The sequence below is a fragment of the Erwinia sp. TECH1 genome (assembly GCF_054057575.1).
Window position 1 is genome coordinate 3780087 of the sequence record NZ_JBSRZK010000001.1, and the last position, 18465, is coordinate 3798551.

The window sequence follows — 18465 nt, forward strand, 5'->3', positions numbered from 1 at the left end:
CGTTATGCCCAAAAATCGCGAGCCGGATCGAGAACAGGTTCCACCACGCCAGCGCGGATAGTGAAATCGCCAAAGCCTTCGTCCGCTTCGCGTTCTTTTGACCAGCGACCCAACAGATGATCGAGGGTGGTTAAAATTTCATCTTCGGTAATGTTTTCACGGTACATACGCGGGATGCGCGTGCCGATGCGGTTGCCGCCCAGATGCAGGTTATAGCGCCCCGGCGCTTTGCCGACCAGGCCGACCTCGGCCAGCAGCGCGCGGCCGCAGCCGTTAGGACAGCCGGTTACGCGCAGGACGATATGCTCATCGCCCACGCCGTGCGCCGTCATCAGCTCTTCCACGCGGGTCACGAACGACGGCAGAAAACGTTCGGCTTCCGCCATCGCCAGCGGACAGGTCGGGAACGCCACGCAGGCCATCGAGTTTTCGCGCTGCGCGGTGACGTTTTCCATCAGGCCGTGCTCGCGGGCCAGCGCTTCGATCGCCGGCTTGTGCGCTTCCGGCACGCCCGCCACAATCAGGTTCTGATTGGCGGTCAGGCGGAAGTCGCCTTTGTGCACCTTCGCAATTTCGGCCAGGCCGGTTTTCAGCGGACGGCCCGGATAGTCCAGCAGGCGGCCATTTTCAATAAACAGCGTCAGATGCCAGTTGTTATCAATCCCTTTCACCCAGCCGAAACGGTCGCCTCGCGTGGTGAATTCATAAGGGCGGATCGGCTCGAAGGTCAGGCCGGCGCGGCGCTCCACTTCCTGCTTAAAGGTTTCCACGCCCACGCGCTCCAGCGTGTACTTGGTTTTGGCGTTTTTACGATCGGTACGGTTGCCCCAGTCGCGCTGCGTGGTGACGACCGCTTCCGCGACGTCGAGGATTTTTTCGACCGGCAGATAGCCAAACTCGCTGGCGGTGCGCGCATAAGTCGCTTTGTTGCCGTGATCGATAGACAATCCGCCGCCCACCAGCAGGTTAAAGCCGACCAGCCTGCCGTTCTCGGCAATGGCAATAAAGTTCAGATCGTTAGCGTGCAGATCCACATCGTTATGCGGCGGCACCACTACGGTGGTTTTAAACTTACGCGGCAGATAGGTTTCGCCCAGGATCGGCTCTTTATCCGTGGTGGCGACCTTTTCCTGATCCAGCCAGATTTCCGCATAGGCGCGGGTCTGCGGCAGCAGGTGCTCGGAGAGTTTTTTCGCCCATTCGTAGGCTTCCTGATGCAGCTCGGATTCTATCGGGTTCGAGGTGCACAGCACGTTACGGTTCACGTCGTTCGCCGTTGCCAGCGCGTCCAGGCCGACTTCGCTCAGCATCTGGTGAGCAGGCTTGACGTTGCCCTTCAGGATGCCGTGAAACTGGAAGGTCTGGCGGTTGGTCAGACGAATGCTGCCGTAAATCGTGTTGTCCGCCGCGAACTTATCGATAGCCAGCCACTGCGTCGGCGTAATGATGCCGCCCGGCAGACGGCAGCGCAGCATCATCGCGTGACGCGGCTCCAGCTTCTGCTCGGCGCGCTCGGCGCGAATATCGCGGTCGTCCTGCTGGTACATGCCGTGGAAGCGGATCAGCAGAAAGTTGTCGCCGGTGAAACCGCCGGTCAGGCCGTTATCTAAATCTTCCGCGATGGTGCCGCGCAGATAGTTGCTCTCTTTTTTCAGGCGCTCGGCGTCGGTCAGCTTGCCTTCAACCACCAACGGGCCAGGATGTTTTTCATTGCTCATAAGGCTTTCTCTTTAATATTCGTTAGTGCCGCCGGATATCCGGCGGGGCCGGCTAGTAGACGTCGCGCTGATAGCGGCGCTCGATACGCAGCTCGCTTAAGAATTCGTCGGCGCTTTCCGTATCCATACCGCCATGCTCCGCCACCACTTCCAGCAGGGCCTGCTCCACATCCTTCGCCATACGGTTGGCGTCGCCGCACACGTAAATATGCGCGCCTTGCTGGATCCAGCGCCACACTTCCGCCCCTTTGGCGCGAATTTTGTCCTGCACGTAAACTTTTTGCTGCTGATCGCGCGACCACGCCAGATCGATATTGGTCAGCAGGCCGTCTTTCACGTAGCGCTGCCATTCGACCTGGTACAGGAAGTCTTCGGTAAAGTGCGGATTGCCGAAGAAGAGCCAGTTTTTGCCTTCTGCGCCGTCGTTATCGCGCTGCTGCATAAAGGCGCGGAACGGCGCGATGCCGGTGCCCGGCCCAATCATAATGACCGGCGTTTCGGGATTGGCCGGCAGACGGAAGTTATCGTTATGTTCAATAAAGACGCGGACTTCGCCGTCTTCTTCCAGCCGATCCGCCAGGAAGCTGGAAGCGCCGCCCGCGCGCGCGCGGCCATCGATGTCATAGCGCACCGCACCGACGGTAATGTGCACTTCGCTTTCGCTCTCCGCCTGCGAAGAGGCGATAGAATAAAGACGCGGCGTCAGCGGACGCAGCAGCGCCGTCAGCTGTTCGGCGCGCAGCTCGATTGGCGCCTGACGCACCATATCCACGATCGGCGTCGTCTGCGCATAGTGCTGCAAACGGCTCTTATCGCCGACCAGGGCCAGCAGATTTTCATCGCGGCTAAGCTTGCCGTACTGCTCGACGATCTGCGTGGTATTGACCGTCAGCTCGAAATGCTTTTGCAGCGCTTCGCTGAGCGGCAGCGTAGCGCCGTTGACCTCTACGGGCTCACTGCCTTTCAGCCACAGTAGCCCGACCAGCTCCTGCACCAGCGCAGGATCGTTTTCATACCAGACGCCCAGCGCGTCGCCCGGCTGATAGCGCAGCCCGGAATCGCCCAGGTCGATTTCGATATGGCGCACGTCTTTGTCGGAGTTACGGCCGGTGATCTTCTGATTCACGGCCAGGCTGGCGGTCAGCGGCTCTTCTTTGGTGTAAGGGCTGCTAAGCACTTCGTTAACCGTGCCGGTAGCGGTGACTGCCGCTGCGGCCGGCGATTCGCTCGGCACGCGCGCTTTCAGGATCTCTACAATCTTTTTACGCCACTGTTCCGCTTCGGCCGCGTATTCAACATCGGCATCCACGCGATCCAGCAGGCGTTCGCCGCCCAGCTCGCTCAGCTTGTTATCGAAATCTTTGCCGGCCTGGCTGAAGAACTCATAAGAGGTATCGCCCAGACCAAAGACTGCGAAAGCGGTGTCGGCCAGCTTCGGCGCTTTCTTTGACATCAGAAACTTATGCAGCGCCACGGCTTCTTCCGGCGGCTCGCCCTCGCCCTGCGTGGAGGTAACCACGACCAGCAGCTTCTCCTGTGCGATCTGCTTGAACTTGTAGTCGCCCGCGTTGACCAGGTTCACGTTCAGCTTAGCCGCCAGCAGATCGTCGCGCAGCTGCTCGGCGACGCGACGGGCGTTGCCGGTCTGCGAGGCGGAAAGCAGCGTAATGGTTGGCGCATCGACCGGCGCTGGCGCGCTGGCGGTTACCGCGCCCGGCGCCTGATTGACCATGCCCCAGAAGTAGCCGGAGAGCCAGGCCAGCTGCGTGGTAGAGAAATCGCCGGTTGCCGCCTGAAGACGGGAAAGCTGTTCCGGGTTAAGCGGAAGCAGAGAAGCAGGAGGTGCCTGAGTCGTCATTGCGTTGAAAGTTCCAGTATCGGTGGTCAGGGCCGTAAAGACAGCAAGATAACGTTAGGGTAACGACTGGCATAATAACCCTTAAAGAAGGGTTGGTAATATAAAATAACCAAAATGACTAAACGGTTTTACAAGTAAGCGATAGCGGCGAAACCGGTTAATTAACTTATTGTTTATTATGAACTTAGTCAGAAGGCGCTTTTGCTACGGGCCAGGATGTGCGGATTGACCGGGAAACGGGTGCGAAAAAAGGCTTTTTCAGGTAGACTTCGCCCGTTTTTTTGAGAAATAACCGAGACTGTCATATGGCTACCACGCTGTTTAAAGATTTCCAATTCGAGGCGGCTCACCACCTGCCCAACGTGCCGGAAGGCCATAAATGCGGCCGCCTGCACGGGCACTCTTTCCTGGTGCGGCTCGAAATCACCGGCGAAGTGGACGCGCATACCGGCTGGGTCATGGATTTTGCCGAACTGAAGGCGGCCTTCAGGCCGCTTTACGACAGGCTGGATCACTATTATCTGAACGAGATCCCAGGGCTGGAAAACCCGACCAGCGAAGTGCTGGCAAAATGGATCTGGGATCGGATGAAGCCGACGCTGCCTCTGCTCAGCGCCGTGATGATCAAAGAGACCTGCACGGCGGGCTGCGTTTACAAAGGCTGATGCTCTGGCGGCAGAGGTCGCCGAAGCCTATGGATAACAATGACAGGGATTAACTAAAAAGGCGGCCTCGGTGCCGCCTTTTTTTATCAGGCGATATTCAGGTATTTGTGTGTCTGCATCGACAGGCGCCAGTTGCGCGCGATGCAGGTTTCAATGCAAAGTTTGGTCGCGTCGTCTTTCTGGCTGATCGGCTGTAGGGCAATGATACGCGGCTTGCTGTCGCTCAGCGTCGCCAGCAGGGCGTCCAGCGCCTCTACGTCGCGCTGACGGGCCACCGGATGCTTCACTTCATCAGCGCGAACCAGCGCCTGGTTCAGCACATCATAGCCGCCGCGCATATTGACCTTAGGCGAAACGGTAACCCAGGTTTTTTCGCTGCACTGCACCCGATGCGTGCCGCTGGTTTCAATCTGGCAGCTGAAGCCCTGCTGCTCCAGCGCTTCGGTCAGCGGCGTCAGATCGTGAATGCAGGGCTCGCCGCCGGTAATCACCACGTGCCGGGCCGTCCAGCCGCGCTGCGCAATTACCGCCAGTAACGCCTCCGCGTCCGCCGCGCCCCATGCATCGGTTTCCACCGTCTTCAGCAAGATATCGCCCAGCGAGGTTTCCCGATCGGCCAGCTTATCCCAGGTGTGTTTGGTATCACACCAGCTGCAGCCCACCGGGCATCCCTGCAGGCGGATAAAAATTGCCGGAACGCCGGTATAAAACCCTTCGCCCTGCAACGTCTGGAACATTTCATTAATCGGGTACTGCATCACGCTCTCAATTGACTGTAAAAATAAGGGCGCAAAGTATGACAGATAGCGGCTTTTTAACCAAATCACATTGTGCGGGGGAACCCGGCAACTTTTTATCCCACCTAACCTCATCACTCTTTTCTGAGGTAATCCTATGAACATGCCCATCAGCAGTTTACTGAATCGCGTACTGCTGAATGCCAGCAGCGAGGCGTCGAGCGCGTTCCAGCCGCCTCAGCAGCAGTCCGGCGCGCAGGCCGCGCGCACGGGCAGCATCAGCTTTGGCTCGCCCGCGACCAGTAATCTGCCGGAGCTGAGTAAAAATGGGCAGGATGACGCGGGCAGCTCTTCGTTTAATCAGTTTATGCAGCAGATTGGCAAACTGTTACAGACGGCGCTGTCCGCTATCGATTCGCTGGCGCAGCAGGTGAATAAGGCACACGCTTCGCCCGAACGCATCAACGCCGCCTCGCCAGCGGTCGCTAATGGCCCTTCGACCACGCCCTTAGCCAACGGAACCGCCGCGCCGTCGCAGACCACAACGGCCGCAAACGCTGACGTTACGGCCGCCTCATCCACCAGCAGCAGCCAGGCGGTAAACAGCAATACAGCGCTCGATCCTGCCAAAAACAGCCTGACGTTTGAAAACAAAGGCGACAAGCCCATGACCATCGCCTTTACGCCCAACGCCGACGGCAGCGCCAGGCCTGACGATCTCACCTTGCAACCGGGCGAAACCAAAACGCAGAACTTTGATGCCAACTGGTCGGGCAATTTCCGCAGCACCGCAGGCGACGGCGCCAACGCGACGCTGGGCGAGGTGAAATTTGACGGCGGCAGCGGACAGACTTATTACGACGTCAGCTATATCGAAGGCAATAACGCGGCCATGACCATTGGCCCCGCGAAGGGCGACGGCAGGGTTTCCGGGACGCTGGACGATCTGGTTTCAAACGCGCCCGACGGCATTAAAGCGAAAGACGCGGACGGCAACGTTTATGGCCTGAAAAAATCCACGACTTCAAACCAGCAGGACGCGGCGGTAGTGGATTATTACCGGCAGCATGTGGCCGCCGACAAGGGCTATGTTATCCCTTCCGATGATGCGAGCACCCTGGGCAGCAGCACCAAAAACCTGAAGGTTGAACTGAAAGGCTAAGCGTGACGGCCGGTAAATAGCCAATAAAAAAGCCCCGTCCAGAGACGGGGCTTTCAGATCATCCCGACCTTTAAGGCCGGGAAAACGTCAGCTTACTGACCTTTAACTTCTTTCAGACCGTTGAACGGCGCACGGCTGCCCAGCGATTCTTCGATACGGATCAGCTGGTTGTACTTGGCAACACGGTCAGAACGGCTCATAGAACCGGTTTTGATCTGGCCCGCTGCGGTACCTACTGCCAGGTCGGCAATAGTTGCGTCTTCGGTTTCGCCTGAACGGTGAGAAATCACTGCGGTATAGCCCGCGTCTTTCGCCATTTTGATTGCAGCCAGGGTTTCGGTCAGAGAACCGATCTGGTTGAATTTGATCAGAATGGAGTTAGCGATGCCTTTCTCGATACCTTCTTTCAGGATTTTGGTGTTGGTCACGAACAGGTCGTCGCCCACCAGCTGGATTTTGTCGCCCAGCACTTTGGTCTGATAGGCAAAGCCGTCCCAGTCGGATTCGTCCAGGCCGTCTTCGATAGAGACGATTGGGTACTGTTTGGTCAGATCTTCCAGGAAGTGAGTGAACTCTTCGGAAGTGAAGGCTTTGTTGCCTTCGCCAGCCAGTACATATTTGCCGTCTTTGTAGAATTCAGAAGCCGCACAGTCCATCGCCAGCGTGATGTCTTTGCCCAGCTCGTAGCCTGCTGCTTTTACCGCTTCCGCGATAACGGCCAGCGCTTCGGCGTTGGAGCCCAGGTTTGGCGCATAGCCGCCTTCGTCGCCTACAGCGGTGCCCATGCCTTTAGACTTCAGCACTTTTGCCAGGGTGTGGAACACTTCAGAACCCATGCGGATCGCTTCTTTCAGCGTTTTCGCGCCTACTGGCTGGATCATGAATTCCTGAATGTCGACGTTGTTGTCGGCGTGCTCACCGCCGTTGATGATGTTCATCATTGGCAGCGGCATAGAGAATTTGCCCGGGGTGCCGTTCAGCTCGGCGATGTGCTCATACAGCGGCATGCCTTTAGCGGCAGCAGCAGCTTTAGCCGCAGCCAGAGAAACGGCCAGAATGGCGTTAGCGCCAAATTTGGATTTGTTTTCGGTGCCGTCAAGATCGATCATGATCTTGTCGATGTTTGCCTGGTCTTTGGCATCTTTGCCGGTTACCGCGTCAGCGATTGGGCCGTTAACGGCTGCAACGGCTTTGGTCACGCCTTTACCCAGGAAACGAGATTTGTCACCGTCACGCAGTTCCAGCGCTTCACGGGAACCGGTAGAAGCGCCTGATGGTGCGGCCGCCATACCGACAAAACCGCCTTCCAGATGCACTTCTGCTTCAACGGTCGGGTTGCCACGAGAGTCGATGATTTCGCGACCGATGACTTTAACGATTTTGGACATTAGTTTTTCCTCAGTACAAGTTAACTTAAAACTCAGACAAACAACGCGCGAAAATAGTTCTTATCTTTCGAGCCGGAGCGGTGCTGGCTGGCTCACCCCGGTCACTTACTAAAGTAAGCGCCGGGGATCCACTCGATAGCCGCCTTGCTTCAGCTCAAAACCTGGCAAGTATAAATTCGCGCGCTGCCATGAAAACTACTTATTTCGCCAAACGCTTCTGGTGCTCGCTGGCTGCCTTAACGAAGCCGGCGAAGAGTGGATGACCGTCACGCGGCGTTGAGGTGAATTCCGGGTGGAACTGACACGCAACAAACCACGGATGGTTCGGGATCTCAATGATCTCGACCAGCTGATCGTCACCAGAACGTCCGGCAACGCGTAATCCGGCCGCTTCAATCTGCTTTAACAGCATATTGTTGACTTCATAGCGGTGGCGATGGCGCTCAACGATGGTGTCAGAGCCATACAGCTGGCGCACCAGGCTGTCCGGCGTCAGCTGACACTGCTGGCTGCCCAGGCGCATGGTGCCGCCCAGATCGCTCTTCTCAGAACGCACTTCAACGTTGCCCTCTTCGTCGCGCCATTCGGTGATCAGCGCCACGACCGGGTACTTACAGTCTGGCACAAATTCCGTTGAGTTCGCATCCGCCATACCGGCTACGTTACGCGCGAACTCCATCAGCGCGACCTGCATCCCCAGGCAGATGCCCAGGTAAGGAATATTGTTTTCACGCGCGTAGCGAGCGGTCATCAGCTTGCCTTCCACGCCACGGTAGCCGAAGCCGCCAGGGATCAGGATAGCATCCAAATCTTTCAGAATTTCTACGCCACGGCTTTCCACATCCTGCGAATCGATCAGCTTGATGTTGACCGTTACGCGGTTTTTCAGGCCGCCGTGCTTCAGCGCTTCAATCACCGACTTATAGGCATCCGGCAGCTCAACATATTTGCCGACCATGCCGATGGTGACTTCGCCGCCCGGATTGGCTTCTTCATAGATAACCTGTTCCCATTCGGCCAGGTTCGCTTCCGGCGCGTTAAGGTTGAAGCGCTTGCAGATATAGTCATCCAGGCCCTGCGATTTGAGCATACCCGGAATTTTATAGATAGAATCAACGTCTTTCAGCGAAATAACCGCTTTTTCCGGCACGTTACAGAACAGCGCGATTTTCGCCCGCTCGTTGGCCGGCACGGCGCGGTCTGAACGGCAGATCAGCACGTCAGGCTGGATGCCGATAGAGAGCAGCTCTTTCACCGAGTGCTGGGTTGGCTTGGTTTTGACTTCACCCGCCGCCGCCATATAAGGCACCAGCGTCAGGTGCATGTACATGGTGTGCTCACGGCCAACGTCAACCGCCATCTGGCGGATCGCTTCAAGGAACGGCAGGGATTCGATGTCGCCGACGGTGCCGCCGATTTCCACCAGTACCACGTCGTGACCTTCGCCACCTTCGATGATGCGTTCTTTAATGGCGTTGGTAATGTGCGGGATCACCTGAATGGTCGCGCCCAGATAGTCGCCGCGACGCTCTTTGCGCAGCACTTCCGAGTAGATACGGCCAGTGGTGAAGTTGTTGCGGCGGCTCATTTTGGTGCGAATGAAGCGCTCATAGTGGCCCAGATCGAGATCCGTTTCCGCACCGTCATCGGTGACGAAGACTTCGCCGTGCTGAGTAGGGCTCATGGTACCCGGATCCACGTTGATATACGGGTCCAGCTTCATGATGGTCACATTAAGACCACGTGCTTCAAGAATGGCGGCCAGGGAGGCTGCGGCAATGCCTTTACCCAGAGAGGATACGACCCCGCCGGTCACAAAAATATAGTTCGTTGTCATGCTGAACCTGAGAAAGTAGGTTTAAAGACGATGGAATAACCAGGACGGGAAAACAGTATACGGGATTCCCCTGCATGCCACAATTAATCGTTTCCGGTTATGTGCCAGCCATCGTATTGACCGTCACGAGAGTACCCGATTCTCTGCGTGCTGAAGTTGATTGCGATCACACTTTTGTTGAATCGAGTCAGCGAGTTATTCGCCACGAGGGAATAATTCGACCGCTGCCAGGATAGCAAAGCGGAAAAAACAAAAGGGGCGCGCTGGCCCGCCGCGAAAGACGGGCTAACGGACGGGAGAAACAGATTTTCCCTTTTCAGGCCCTGCTATTCCTTCGCCTTCACCTGCTGCCAGGCGGCCTCCATTTGCTCCAGCGTGGCCTCCTGCATTGGCAATCCCTGTGCGGCGATAATTTCTTCTACCTGACGGAAGCGACGCTCGAATTTATCGTTGGCTTTTTGCAGCGCCGTTTCCGCTTTGCTGCCCAGATGCCGCGAGAGATTAACCGTGGCAAACAGCAGATCGCCAATCTCCTCTTCCAGCTTTTGCTGGTCGATGACCGCCTGTTTGGCTTCGTGCATCACTTCATCAATTTCTTCGTAAACTTTGTCCAGCACCGGGCCAAGCGTATGCCAGTCAAAGCCGACGTTGCTGCAACGCTTCTGGATTTTGTGCGCGCGCATCAGCGCGGGCAGCGCGCGAGGAATATCGTCCAGCGCCGAGTGCTGCGCTTTACCGGCACGTTCCTGCGTTTTAATCGCTTCCCAGTTCACCAGCACCTCTTTGCTGTCGCGAACCTGCGCATCGCCAAAGATATGCGGATGGCGACGCTCCAGCTTGTCGCTGATGGTCTGGCAAACGGCATTAAAGTCAAAGCGCCCTTCTTCCTGCGCCATCTGCGCATAGAACACCACCTGAAACAGCAGATCGCCCAGCTCGCCCTGCAGGTCGTCAAAATCTTCGCGGCTGATGGCGTCCAGCACTTCATAGGTTTCTTCAAGGGTGTAAGGCGCGATGCTGGCAAAGGTCTGCTCACGATCCCACGGGCAGCCAGCTAGCGGATCGCGCAGGGTTTTCATGATGCCCAGCAGGCGATCGATAGCGTTCATAACGGAGTCCATTTGTAAGGAAGAAAAAAACGACTATACGGCATGGCAAGGCAAAATTCATGCAGGGAAAGGAATAAAGCTTCGGTCATCAGCAGGCCACCTGCGCCCGGCCAGCGCGCTATCCCCTGACAGGGATAAACGCGGCCGGCGCGCAAAACGGCAACCAGGCAGCAGGCTTGCAGGGTCGTCGCCTCAGCAGGCCTGTCCGGGCAGGGGGAAGGCATTAATGCAGCCTTCTGGCGTCAATGATATCCGGCACCTGGTTCAGCCTGGCCAGCACGCGGCCCAGCACCTGCTGATTGTAAATTTCGATATCCATATCGATAGTCGCCAGCTGCTTTTTGGTATCGCTCCTGCTGGAGACGCCCAGCACGTTGACCTTCTCGTTGGCGAGGATAGTCGTGATGTCGCGCAGCAGGCCGCTGCGATCGTTGGCGGTGACGCGCACCACCAGCGAGTAGCCGCTGGAGTAGCTTTCGCCCCACACCGCATCGACAATTCTTTCCGGCGCGTGCGACATCAGCTCGGTCAGCTGATCGCAGTCGGCGCGGTGGATAGAGATGCCGCGTCCCTGGGTGATAAAGCCGGTGATATCGTCGCCGGGGATCGGCTGGCAGCAGCGGGCGATATGGTGCATCAGGTTGCCGACGCCCTCGACCACCACGCGGCCGCTCTCCTTGCTGCGCGGCACGGAGGATTTCAGCGTCAGCTGGCGCAGCGCCTCGCGATCTTCTTCTTCCGCGCTCGGCTTGTTCAGCTTCGATTGCAGGAAGTTGCTCATCTGGTTCAGACGAATATCGCCGCCGCCGATAGCGGCCAGCAGCTCGTCCAGCGAGTTGACGTTATAGCGCGGCAGCAGCAGCTTTTCCGCCTCTTTCAGGCTGATATCCAGGTGATCCAGCTCGTTATCGAGGATCTGCTTGCCCGCGACGATATTTTTATCGCGATCCTGCTTACGGAACCAGGCGTGAATTTTTGATCGCCCACGGCTGGTGGTGACGTAGCCCAGGTTGGGATTCAGCCAGTCGCGGCTTGGGTTCGGCTGCTTTTGGGTGATGATGTCGATTTGATCGCCCATCTGCAGCTGATAGGTAAAGGGCACGATGCGGCCACCGATTTTTGCGCCGATGCAGCGGTGGCCGATATCGCTGTGGATATGGTAAGCAAAGTCCAGCGGCGTGGAGCCGGCGGGCAGATCCACCACGTCGCCTTTAGGCGTAAACACATAGACGCGATCGTCAAAGACCTGGCTACGCACCTCGTCCAGCATTTCGCCGGAGTCCGCCATCTCTTCCTGCCAGGCAATCAGCTTACGCAGCCAGGCGATACGCTCTTCGTGCCCCGACGCGCCGCGCGCGCTGCCGGTCGTGCCGCCCTCTTTGTACTTCCAGTGTGCGGCCACGCCCAGCTCGGCGTCTTCATGCATCTGCCGCGTGCGGATCTGGATCTCAACGGTTTTGCCCTTCGGCCCCAGCACCACGGTATGAATCGACTGATAGCCGTTCGGCTTGGGATTGGCGACGTAGTCGTCAAATTCGCTGGGCAGGTGGCGATAGAGCGTATGCACTATCCCCAATGCGCCGTAGCAGTCCTGCAAACGTTCGGCGACGATACGCACGGCGCGCACGTCAAACAGCTCGTCGAACGCCAGCGATTTTTTCTGCATCTTGCGCCAGATGCTGTAGATATGTTTCGGGCGGCCGTACACTTCCGCTTTGACGCCCTGCCTGACGATCTCGTCACGCAGCGACTGCACGAAAGTGTCGATATACTGCTCGCGGTCGATGCGGCGCTCGTGCAGCAGTTTGGCGATGCGTTTGTATTCATCCGGGTGCAGATAGCGGAAGCAGAAATCCTCCAGCTCCCATTTCAGCTGGCCTATCCCTAAACGGTTAGCAAGCGGCGCATAGATATTGGTGCACTCTTTGGCAGCAAGCACGCGCTCGTCTTCCGGCGCGTCCTTCACCTCGCGCAGATGGGCGATACGCTCGGCCAGCTTGATTACCACGCAGCGGAAATCTTCCACCATCGCCAGCAGCATGCGCCTGACGTTATCGACCTGCTCCGAAGCCATAGAGTCGTTGTGGGTCGCTTTCAGCTGGCGGATGGCGTCCATATCCCGTACGCCGTGCACCAGCGAGACGATGGCTTTGCCGTACTTTTCTTCCAGCACCTCTTCGGACACCACGCCCGCGTCCGCCAGAGGAAAAAGCAGCGCGGCGCGCAGGCTTTCGCTGTCCATGCTGAGCATGGAGAGGATCTCCACCATTTCGACGCCGCGCCAGAGCAGGAGCGCCGCATCGGGATGATGGCGGGTGGTTTCTTCGCAATAGCGCCAGGTATCAGCCAGTCGTTCGCATGACTGGGGATTCGCGATCCCCAAACTGGTGATCCACTGGTCGAGCGCAAACTCACCGGCCGTATTCAGATGTGCACTTCTTACCGCAACCATATCCTCTCCAAACCTCCTTCCGGGAAGCTATTTTCGGCTGAATAACACCATGGATTCGACGTGCCCGGTATGCGGAAACATATCAAGCAGGGTAATCCTTTCTGGTCGATAGCCGGCAGCCAGGAAAATCTGGCTGTCCCGGGCAAGTGTAGTCGGATTACAGGAAACATAGACCACGCTTTCCGGCGCAAGTTTAATAATGTGAGGGATCGCTTCTGCCGCGCCAGCGCGGGCCGGATCCAGCAGTACCTTATTAAAACCTTCCGCCGCCCAGGGCTGCGCCGTCACTTCTTCTTCCAGGTTATGCTGATAAAATGCAATGTTATTCAGATTATTCAGGCCCGCATTATACGCACCCTTTGCCACTAATGCTGCAACCCCCTCCACACCGGTGACATTTTCCACCCGCTTTCCTGAAGGAAGCGTAAAGTTTCCCATGCCGCAGAACAGATCCAGCAGGCGGTCGGTGGGCTGCAAATCCAGCCACGCCATCGCCTGAGCCACCATCTGCTGATTCAGCTCGCCGTTGACCTGAATAAAGTCGCGCGGGCTGAACGTCAGCGTCAGGCCGTCGAGCTGATAGAACGGCATCTCGCCAGCGATCTGCTCCAGCGTTTCGCTGTCCGGCGCCAGAAAAAGCGCGACCTGCTGGCTATGCGAAAACCGTTCCAGTTTCTCTCTGTCCGCCGCGCTGAGCGGATCGAGATGGCGCAGCACCAGCAGCGGGCCGTTGTCCGCCAGTACCAGCTCGGCATGGCCCAGCCTTCTTACGGCCTGCAGGCTGCTTAGTACCTGGTGCAACGGCTGCAGCAGTGCATCAAGTTCGGGCTTCAAAACGGGGCATTGCGTAATGGCGACCAGCTCGCTGGAGGCGGCCTGGCGAAAGCCCATTTGCAGCGTCTGGCTGCGCGCATGATAGTGCAGACCCAGACGAGCGCGGCGGCGGTAGCCGTAAGCGCTGCCGGCGATAATATTCTCCACCGCCACCGGCTCGCCAATTTGCTGGCTCAGCAGGCGCGACAGCGCTTTGGCCTTGCTGCGCTGCTGTAGCTCGGGCGAAGCGTGCTGCTGCTGGCAGCCGCCGCAGCGGCCAAAGTAAGGACAGGCTGGCGCAACCCGTTCCGGGCTGGTCGACAGAAGGCGCTTCGTCCTGGCCCGCGCCCAGCTGCGTTTCTCTTCCACGATTTCTACTTCCGCCTGCTCGCCGGGCAGCGCACCGCTGACAAACAGCGTTTTGCCATGATGGTGCGCCACGCCCTGGCCGGAGCCGTCAAGGTCAGTAACCATCACGGTCATGATCTGGCGGGTCGTCACGCGCCGTTTTGCAGAGTAGAATTGCGCCATTACTTTTGTCTCGACAGTGGTTAAACCCGCGTAGCCTACACCAGCATCAGGATTAATTCGACTGGCGACGGCGCCACAGGATAATTATGACCAAATACAGCCTGCGGGCACGAATGATGATCTTGATTCTGGCGCCTACGCTGATGATTGGGCTGCTGCTGAGCACGTTTTTTATCGTGCATCGCTATAACGAACTGCAGCGCCAGCTGGTGGATGCCGGCATCAATATTATCGAACCGCTGGCGGTTTCCAGCGAATACGGCATGACGTTCCACAGCAAAGAGGCGGTGCGGCAGCTGGTCAGCCTGCTCCACCGTCGCCATTCCGATATCGTGCGCGCCATTACCGTTTTCGACGCGCAGAATCAGCTTTTTGTCACGTCCAACTATCACGCCAGCGCCGACAAGCTGCGTCTGCCGGCAGACGCGACCTTCTCTACCCCCTTCAGCTATCAGCGGCTGGGCAATTCGGTCATTTTGCGCACGCCCATTTTATCGGAAAGCTATTATCCCGATGAGTCGCCGGTCGAGGACGCCAAACCCAACGGCAATCCGTTGGGCTATGTCGCCATTGAACTGGATCTGCAGTCGGTGCGGCTGCAGCAGTATAAAGAAGTTTTTGTTTCCACCCCTGCTGCTGCTGCTCTGCCTTTGCCTGGCCATGCTGTTCGCCTATCGTCTGATGCGCGACGTCACCGGCCCGATCCGCGATATGGTCAATACCGTCGATCGTATTCGACGCGGCCAGCTGGACAGCCGCGTCACGGGCCATATGCTCGGCGAGCTGGATATGCTGAAAAACGGCATTAACTCAATGGCGATGTCGCTGACCGCCTATCACGAAGAGATGCAGCAAAATATCGATCAGGCGACGTCCGATCTGCGCGAAACCCTGGAACAGATGGAGATCCAGAACGTCGAGCTGGATCTGGCTAAAAAACGCGCCCAGGAGGCCGCGCGAATTAAGTCGGAGTTCCTGGCGAATATGTCGCACGAGCTGCGCACGCCGCTTAACGGCGTAATTGGCTTTACCCGCCAGACGCTGAAAACACCGCTGAATATTACACAGCGCGACTATCTGCATACCATTGAGCGTTCGGCCAACAACCTGCTGAGCATCATTAACGACGTGCTGGATTTCTCCAAGCTGGAGGCGGGCAAGCTGGTGCTGGAAACCATCCCGTTCCCGCTGCGCGCCACCCTGGATGAAGTCGTCGTCCTGCTGGCGCCGTCCGCACATGAAAAAGGGCTGGAGCTGACGCTGAGCATTCAGTCCGACGTGCCCGACAACACTATCGGCGATCCGCTACGCCTACAGCAAATCATCGTCAACCTGTTGGGCAATGCGATTAAGTTTACCGAACACGGCAACATCGATATCTGCATTGAGAAGCGCTCCCAGAGCAACAACCGCGTTGACCTTGAGGTGCAGATCCACGATACCGGCATCGGCATCGCTGAAAAGCAGCAGTCGCAGCTGTTCCAGGCTTTCCGCCAGGCCGACGCCAGCATTTCCCGACGCCATGGCGGCACCGGGCTGGGGCTGGTGATTACGCAAAAGCTGGTTAACGAAATGGGCGGCGAGATCTCTTTTCATAGCCGGTTGAATCAGGGCTCCACCTTCTGGTTTCACGTCAATCTGGCGCTGAACCCGAATGCCGCTCAGGATCCGCGCGCCGTAGCCTGTCTGGAAGGCAAAACGCTGGCTTATATAGAGGCGAATCCGGCCGCCGCGCAGGCCACGCTGGCGCTGCTGGCCAGCACGCCGCTGGCCGTCAGCTATAGCCCAACGCTTGCCGGGCTGCCGCAGGCGCATTACGACACGCTGCTGATTGGTTTGCCGGTCAGCCAGGAACCTTCGCGGCAGCTGCCCTGGCAGGCGCTGCCCGCGCTTGAGCGTGCAGATAATGTGATTATGGCTCTGCCCTGCCAGATGCAGACCTGGGCGGAAGAGCTGAAAGATAAAGGCGTCAGTGCCTGCCTGCTGAAGCCGGTTTCGCTGTCGCGGCTGCTGCCGGTGCTGCTCGATCACCATACCCGCGAAGAAAACGATCTGCCCCGCCGCCACAAGCTGCCGCTGACGGTGATGGCCGTCGATGACAATCCGGCGAACCTGAAGCTGATCGGCGCTCTGCTGGAGGAACAGGTTGAACGGGTGGTGCTGTGCGACAGCGCGATGATGGCGATCCAGCAGGCGAAAACCCAGCCGCTGGACGTTATCCTGATGGATATTCAGATGCCGGAAATTGACGGGATTCGTGCCAGCGAGCTGATCCGCGAGCTGCCTGCGCACGCCTCCACGCCGATTGTCGCCGTGACGGCGCATACGCTGGATGGCGAAAGAGCGCAGCTGATTAAGGCGGGCATGAACGATTATCTGGCCAAGCCTATCGACGAGGCCAGGCTGGAAAACCTGCTGCTGCGCTATGCGCCGCACAAAGCGCAGCCTCTTGCCGCGCCGGGCACGCTTTCTGCCTCTCTGGACTGGGATCTGGCGCTGCGTCAGGCGGCCAACAAGCCCGATCTGGCGCGCGATCTGCTGCAAATGCTGGTGGATTTCCTGCCTGAAGTGCAGAAACAGGTTGAAAGCCATATGGCGGAAGGCGACGTCGGGGCGCTGCGCGATATCATTCATAAACTGCACGGCAGCGCCAGCTACAGCGGCGTTCCCCGCATGAAGCAGCTGTGCCAGCAGCTGGAGCAAAGCCTGCGCGGCGGCATGCCCGTTGAAGACGTCGAGCCGGAGCTGTTTGAACTACTGGACGAGATGCAAAACGTCGCCCGGCTGGCGCAGGAAAAGCTGACGAGGGTAGCGGGCAAGGGACGCTGAGGCCAGGCGTCGCGCCAGCAAGGAAAACACAACGGCCCGGCCTGAGAGAAAACCAGCGGAGCAGCAGGCCGATGCAAAAGGCTTGTTGTTACAGAAGCCCTGTTTGCTCTCAGACTGTACCGGGCGCGCTTGCCCATCCGGCCACGGCAAACAAAACGTAGTGAACGAGTCAGGAAAGTTTCTGGCCAATCGCCAGCGCGGCGGCGATATTCCGTGCCGTCATGCGCACGTTATCCGCCGCATTTTCCAGCGCGTCGTCCAGCGTACAAATGCTGTAAATAACGCTGAATACCGCATCCAGACCGTGCTGATGCACGACCGCGACATCTTTGGTCAGGCTGCCCGCGATGCCGATAACCGGCTTGTTATAGCGCTTGGCGACTTTCGCTACTCCGATCGGCACTTTGCCGTGAATGGTCTGGCTGTCAATGCGCCCTTCGCCGGTGATCACCAGCGTGGCGTCCCGCACCAGCTCGTCCAGCCCCAGCGCCTCGGTCACGATTTCAATGCCGCGCCGCAGTTCCGCGCCGCAAAAAGCGTGCAGCGCCACGCCCATCCCGCCTGCCGCGCCGCCGCCAGGGATCGACAGCACGTCGATATCCAGATCCCGCCGGATAATCCGGGCATAGTGCGCCAGCGCGTTATCCAGCTGTTCCACCAGCTCCGGCGTAGCCCCTTTCTGCGGGCCGAACACGGCGGAAGCGCCCTCTTTACCCAGCAGCGGATTGGTGACGTCGCAGGCAACCTCAAAACGGCAGTTTTTGATCCGCGCATCCAGTTCGCTGATGTCTATCGTCGCCAGATCGTTAAGCCTGCCGCCGCCTAAACCGATTTGTCTGCCCTGGCTGTCGAGCAGTTTTGCGCCCAGCGCCTGCACCATACCCGCGCCGCCGTCATTGGTTGCGCTGCCGCCGATGCCGATAATAAAACGCTGTACGCCCTTATCCAGCGCGCTGCGGATCAGTTCGCCGGTGCCAAAGGAGGTGGTGATCAGCGGATCGCGCCGCGCCGCAGGCACCAGTTCCAGCCCGCTGGCCGCCGCCATTTCGATATAGGCGCAGCTGTCGTCACCGGAAAGACCGTAAAAGGCGTCGACCTCTTCGCCCAGCGGGCCGGTGACGCGCAGGCGTACGGTTTTGCCGCCCGTCGCCGCCACCATCGCCTCGACCGTGCCTTCGCCGCCGTCCGCGACGGGCAGTTTGACATACTGAGCTTCGGGAAATATTTCCCTGAATCCCTGCTCGATTTGCGTGGCGACCTGCTGAGCCGACAGGCTTTCTTTATACGAATCCGGTGCGATTACTATTTTCATACGTTAATCCGTGCGCGGGGCCGGGAAGGTTCCGGCCTGGATCAGCAGGCCGGA

At 58.3% G+C, this 18465-nt stretch carries 11 protein-coding genes and 1 pseudogene; 3 read left to right on the forward strand and 9 right to left on the reverse strand.

Annotated elements, in window-relative coordinates; translation table 11 throughout:
• Positions 1-2 precede the first annotated feature (2 nt).
• Together cysI and cysJ are read right to left on the reverse strand one after the other, a co-directional pair.
• Positions 3-1718, reverse strand: a complete 1716-nt coding sequence (gene cysI / locus ACVWZ0_RS17770) for an assimilatory sulfite reductase (NADPH) hemoprotein subunit (RefSeq protein ID WP_253458867.1) — start codon at positions 1716-1718, stop codon at positions 3-5.
• A gap of 52 nt (positions 1719-1770) precedes the next feature.
• Positions 1771-3576 (reverse strand): NADPH-dependent assimilatory sulfite reductase flavoprotein subunit, encoded by a 1806-nt coding sequence (cysJ, locus tag ACVWZ0_RS17775; protein WP_253458864.1) that lies wholly within the window; start codon positions 3574-3576, stop codon positions 1771-1773.
• Between the two features lie 305 nt (positions 3577-3881).
• Here cysJ and queD point away from each other — a divergent pair, with 305 nt between their 5' ends.
• The gene (gene queD, locus ACVWZ0_RS17780; RefSeq protein ID WP_125287429.1) at positions 3882-4241 is read left to right on the forward strand and encodes a 6-carboxytetrahydropterin synthase QueD; all 360 of its coding nucleotides are present in this window, start codon (positions 3882-3884) and stop codon (positions 4239-4241) included.
• 86 nt (positions 4242-4327) lie between these two features.
• On the opposite strand, the gene queE is transcribed toward queD, so the two are convergent.
• Positions 4328-4999 (reverse strand): 7-carboxy-7-deazaguanine synthase QueE, encoded by a 672-nt coding sequence (gene queE, locus ACVWZ0_RS17785; protein WP_253458861.1) that lies wholly within the window; start codon positions 4997-4999, stop codon positions 4328-4330.
• A gap of 136 nt (positions 5000-5135) precedes the next feature.
• On the opposite strand from queE, the gene ACVWZ0_RS17790 reads away from it, so the two are divergent.
• On the forward strand, positions 5136-6140 hold the full coding sequence (locus ACVWZ0_RS17790) for a glycoside hydrolase 64/thaumatin family protein (RefSeq protein ID WP_253458859.1): 1005 nt from the start codon (positions 5136-5138) through the stop codon (positions 6138-6140).
• A gap of 92 nt (positions 6141-6232) precedes the next feature.
• Here the strand turns inward: ACVWZ0_RS17790 and eno are convergent, their stop codons facing one another.
• The 5 genes from eno to rlmD all read right to left on the reverse strand — a co-directional run bounded on the left by eno (position 6233) and on the right by rlmD (position 14270).
• On the reverse strand, positions 6233-7528 hold the full coding sequence (gene eno, locus ACVWZ0_RS17795) for a phosphopyruvate hydratase (RefSeq protein WP_253458856.1): 1296 nt from the start codon (positions 7526-7528) through the stop codon (positions 6233-6235).
• 199 nt (positions 7529-7727) lie between these two features.
• Positions 7728-9365 carry a glutamine hydrolyzing CTP synthase gene (gene pyrG, locus ACVWZ0_RS17800; protein WP_253458853.1) on the reverse strand — a complete coding sequence of 546 codons (1638 nt, stop codon included), beginning with the start codon at positions 9363-9365 and terminating at the stop codon, positions 7728-7730.
• 326 nt (positions 9366-9691) lie between these two features.
• Complete coding sequence (gene mazG, locus ACVWZ0_RS17805) at positions 9692-10474, reverse strand: nucleoside triphosphate pyrophosphohydrolase (protein WP_253458850.1); 783 nt, start codon at positions 10472-10474, stop codon at positions 9692-9694.
• A 223-nt stretch (positions 10475-10697) separates the two neighbouring features.
• Entirely contained in the window at positions 10698-12926 is a 2229-nt protein-coding gene (gene relA / locus ACVWZ0_RS17810; RefSeq protein WP_253458847.1) for a GTP diphosphokinase, read from the reverse strand.
• A 27-nt stretch (positions 12927-12953) separates the two neighbouring features.
• Positions 12954-14270 (reverse strand): 23S rRNA (uracil(1939)-C(5))-methyltransferase RlmD, encoded by a 1317-nt coding sequence (gene rlmD / locus ACVWZ0_RS17815; RefSeq protein WP_253458844.1) that lies wholly within the window; start codon positions 14268-14270, stop codon positions 12954-12956.
• Positions 14271-14356: 86 nt separating this feature from the next.
• On the opposite strand from rlmD, the pseudogene barA reads away from it, so the two are divergent.
• Positions 14357-17099: pseudogene (gene barA / locus ACVWZ0_RS17820) on the forward strand (two-component sensor histidine kinase BarA).
• A 169-nt stretch (positions 17100-17268) separates the two neighbouring features.
• On the opposite strand, the gene ACVWZ0_RS17825 reads toward barA, so the two are convergent.
• Positions 17269-18411 carry a glycerate kinase gene (locus ACVWZ0_RS17825; RefSeq protein WP_253458838.1) on the reverse strand — a complete coding sequence of 381 codons (1143 nt, stop codon included), beginning with the start codon at positions 18409-18411 and terminating at the stop codon, positions 17269-17271.
• Positions 18412-18465 lie beyond the last annotated feature (54 nt).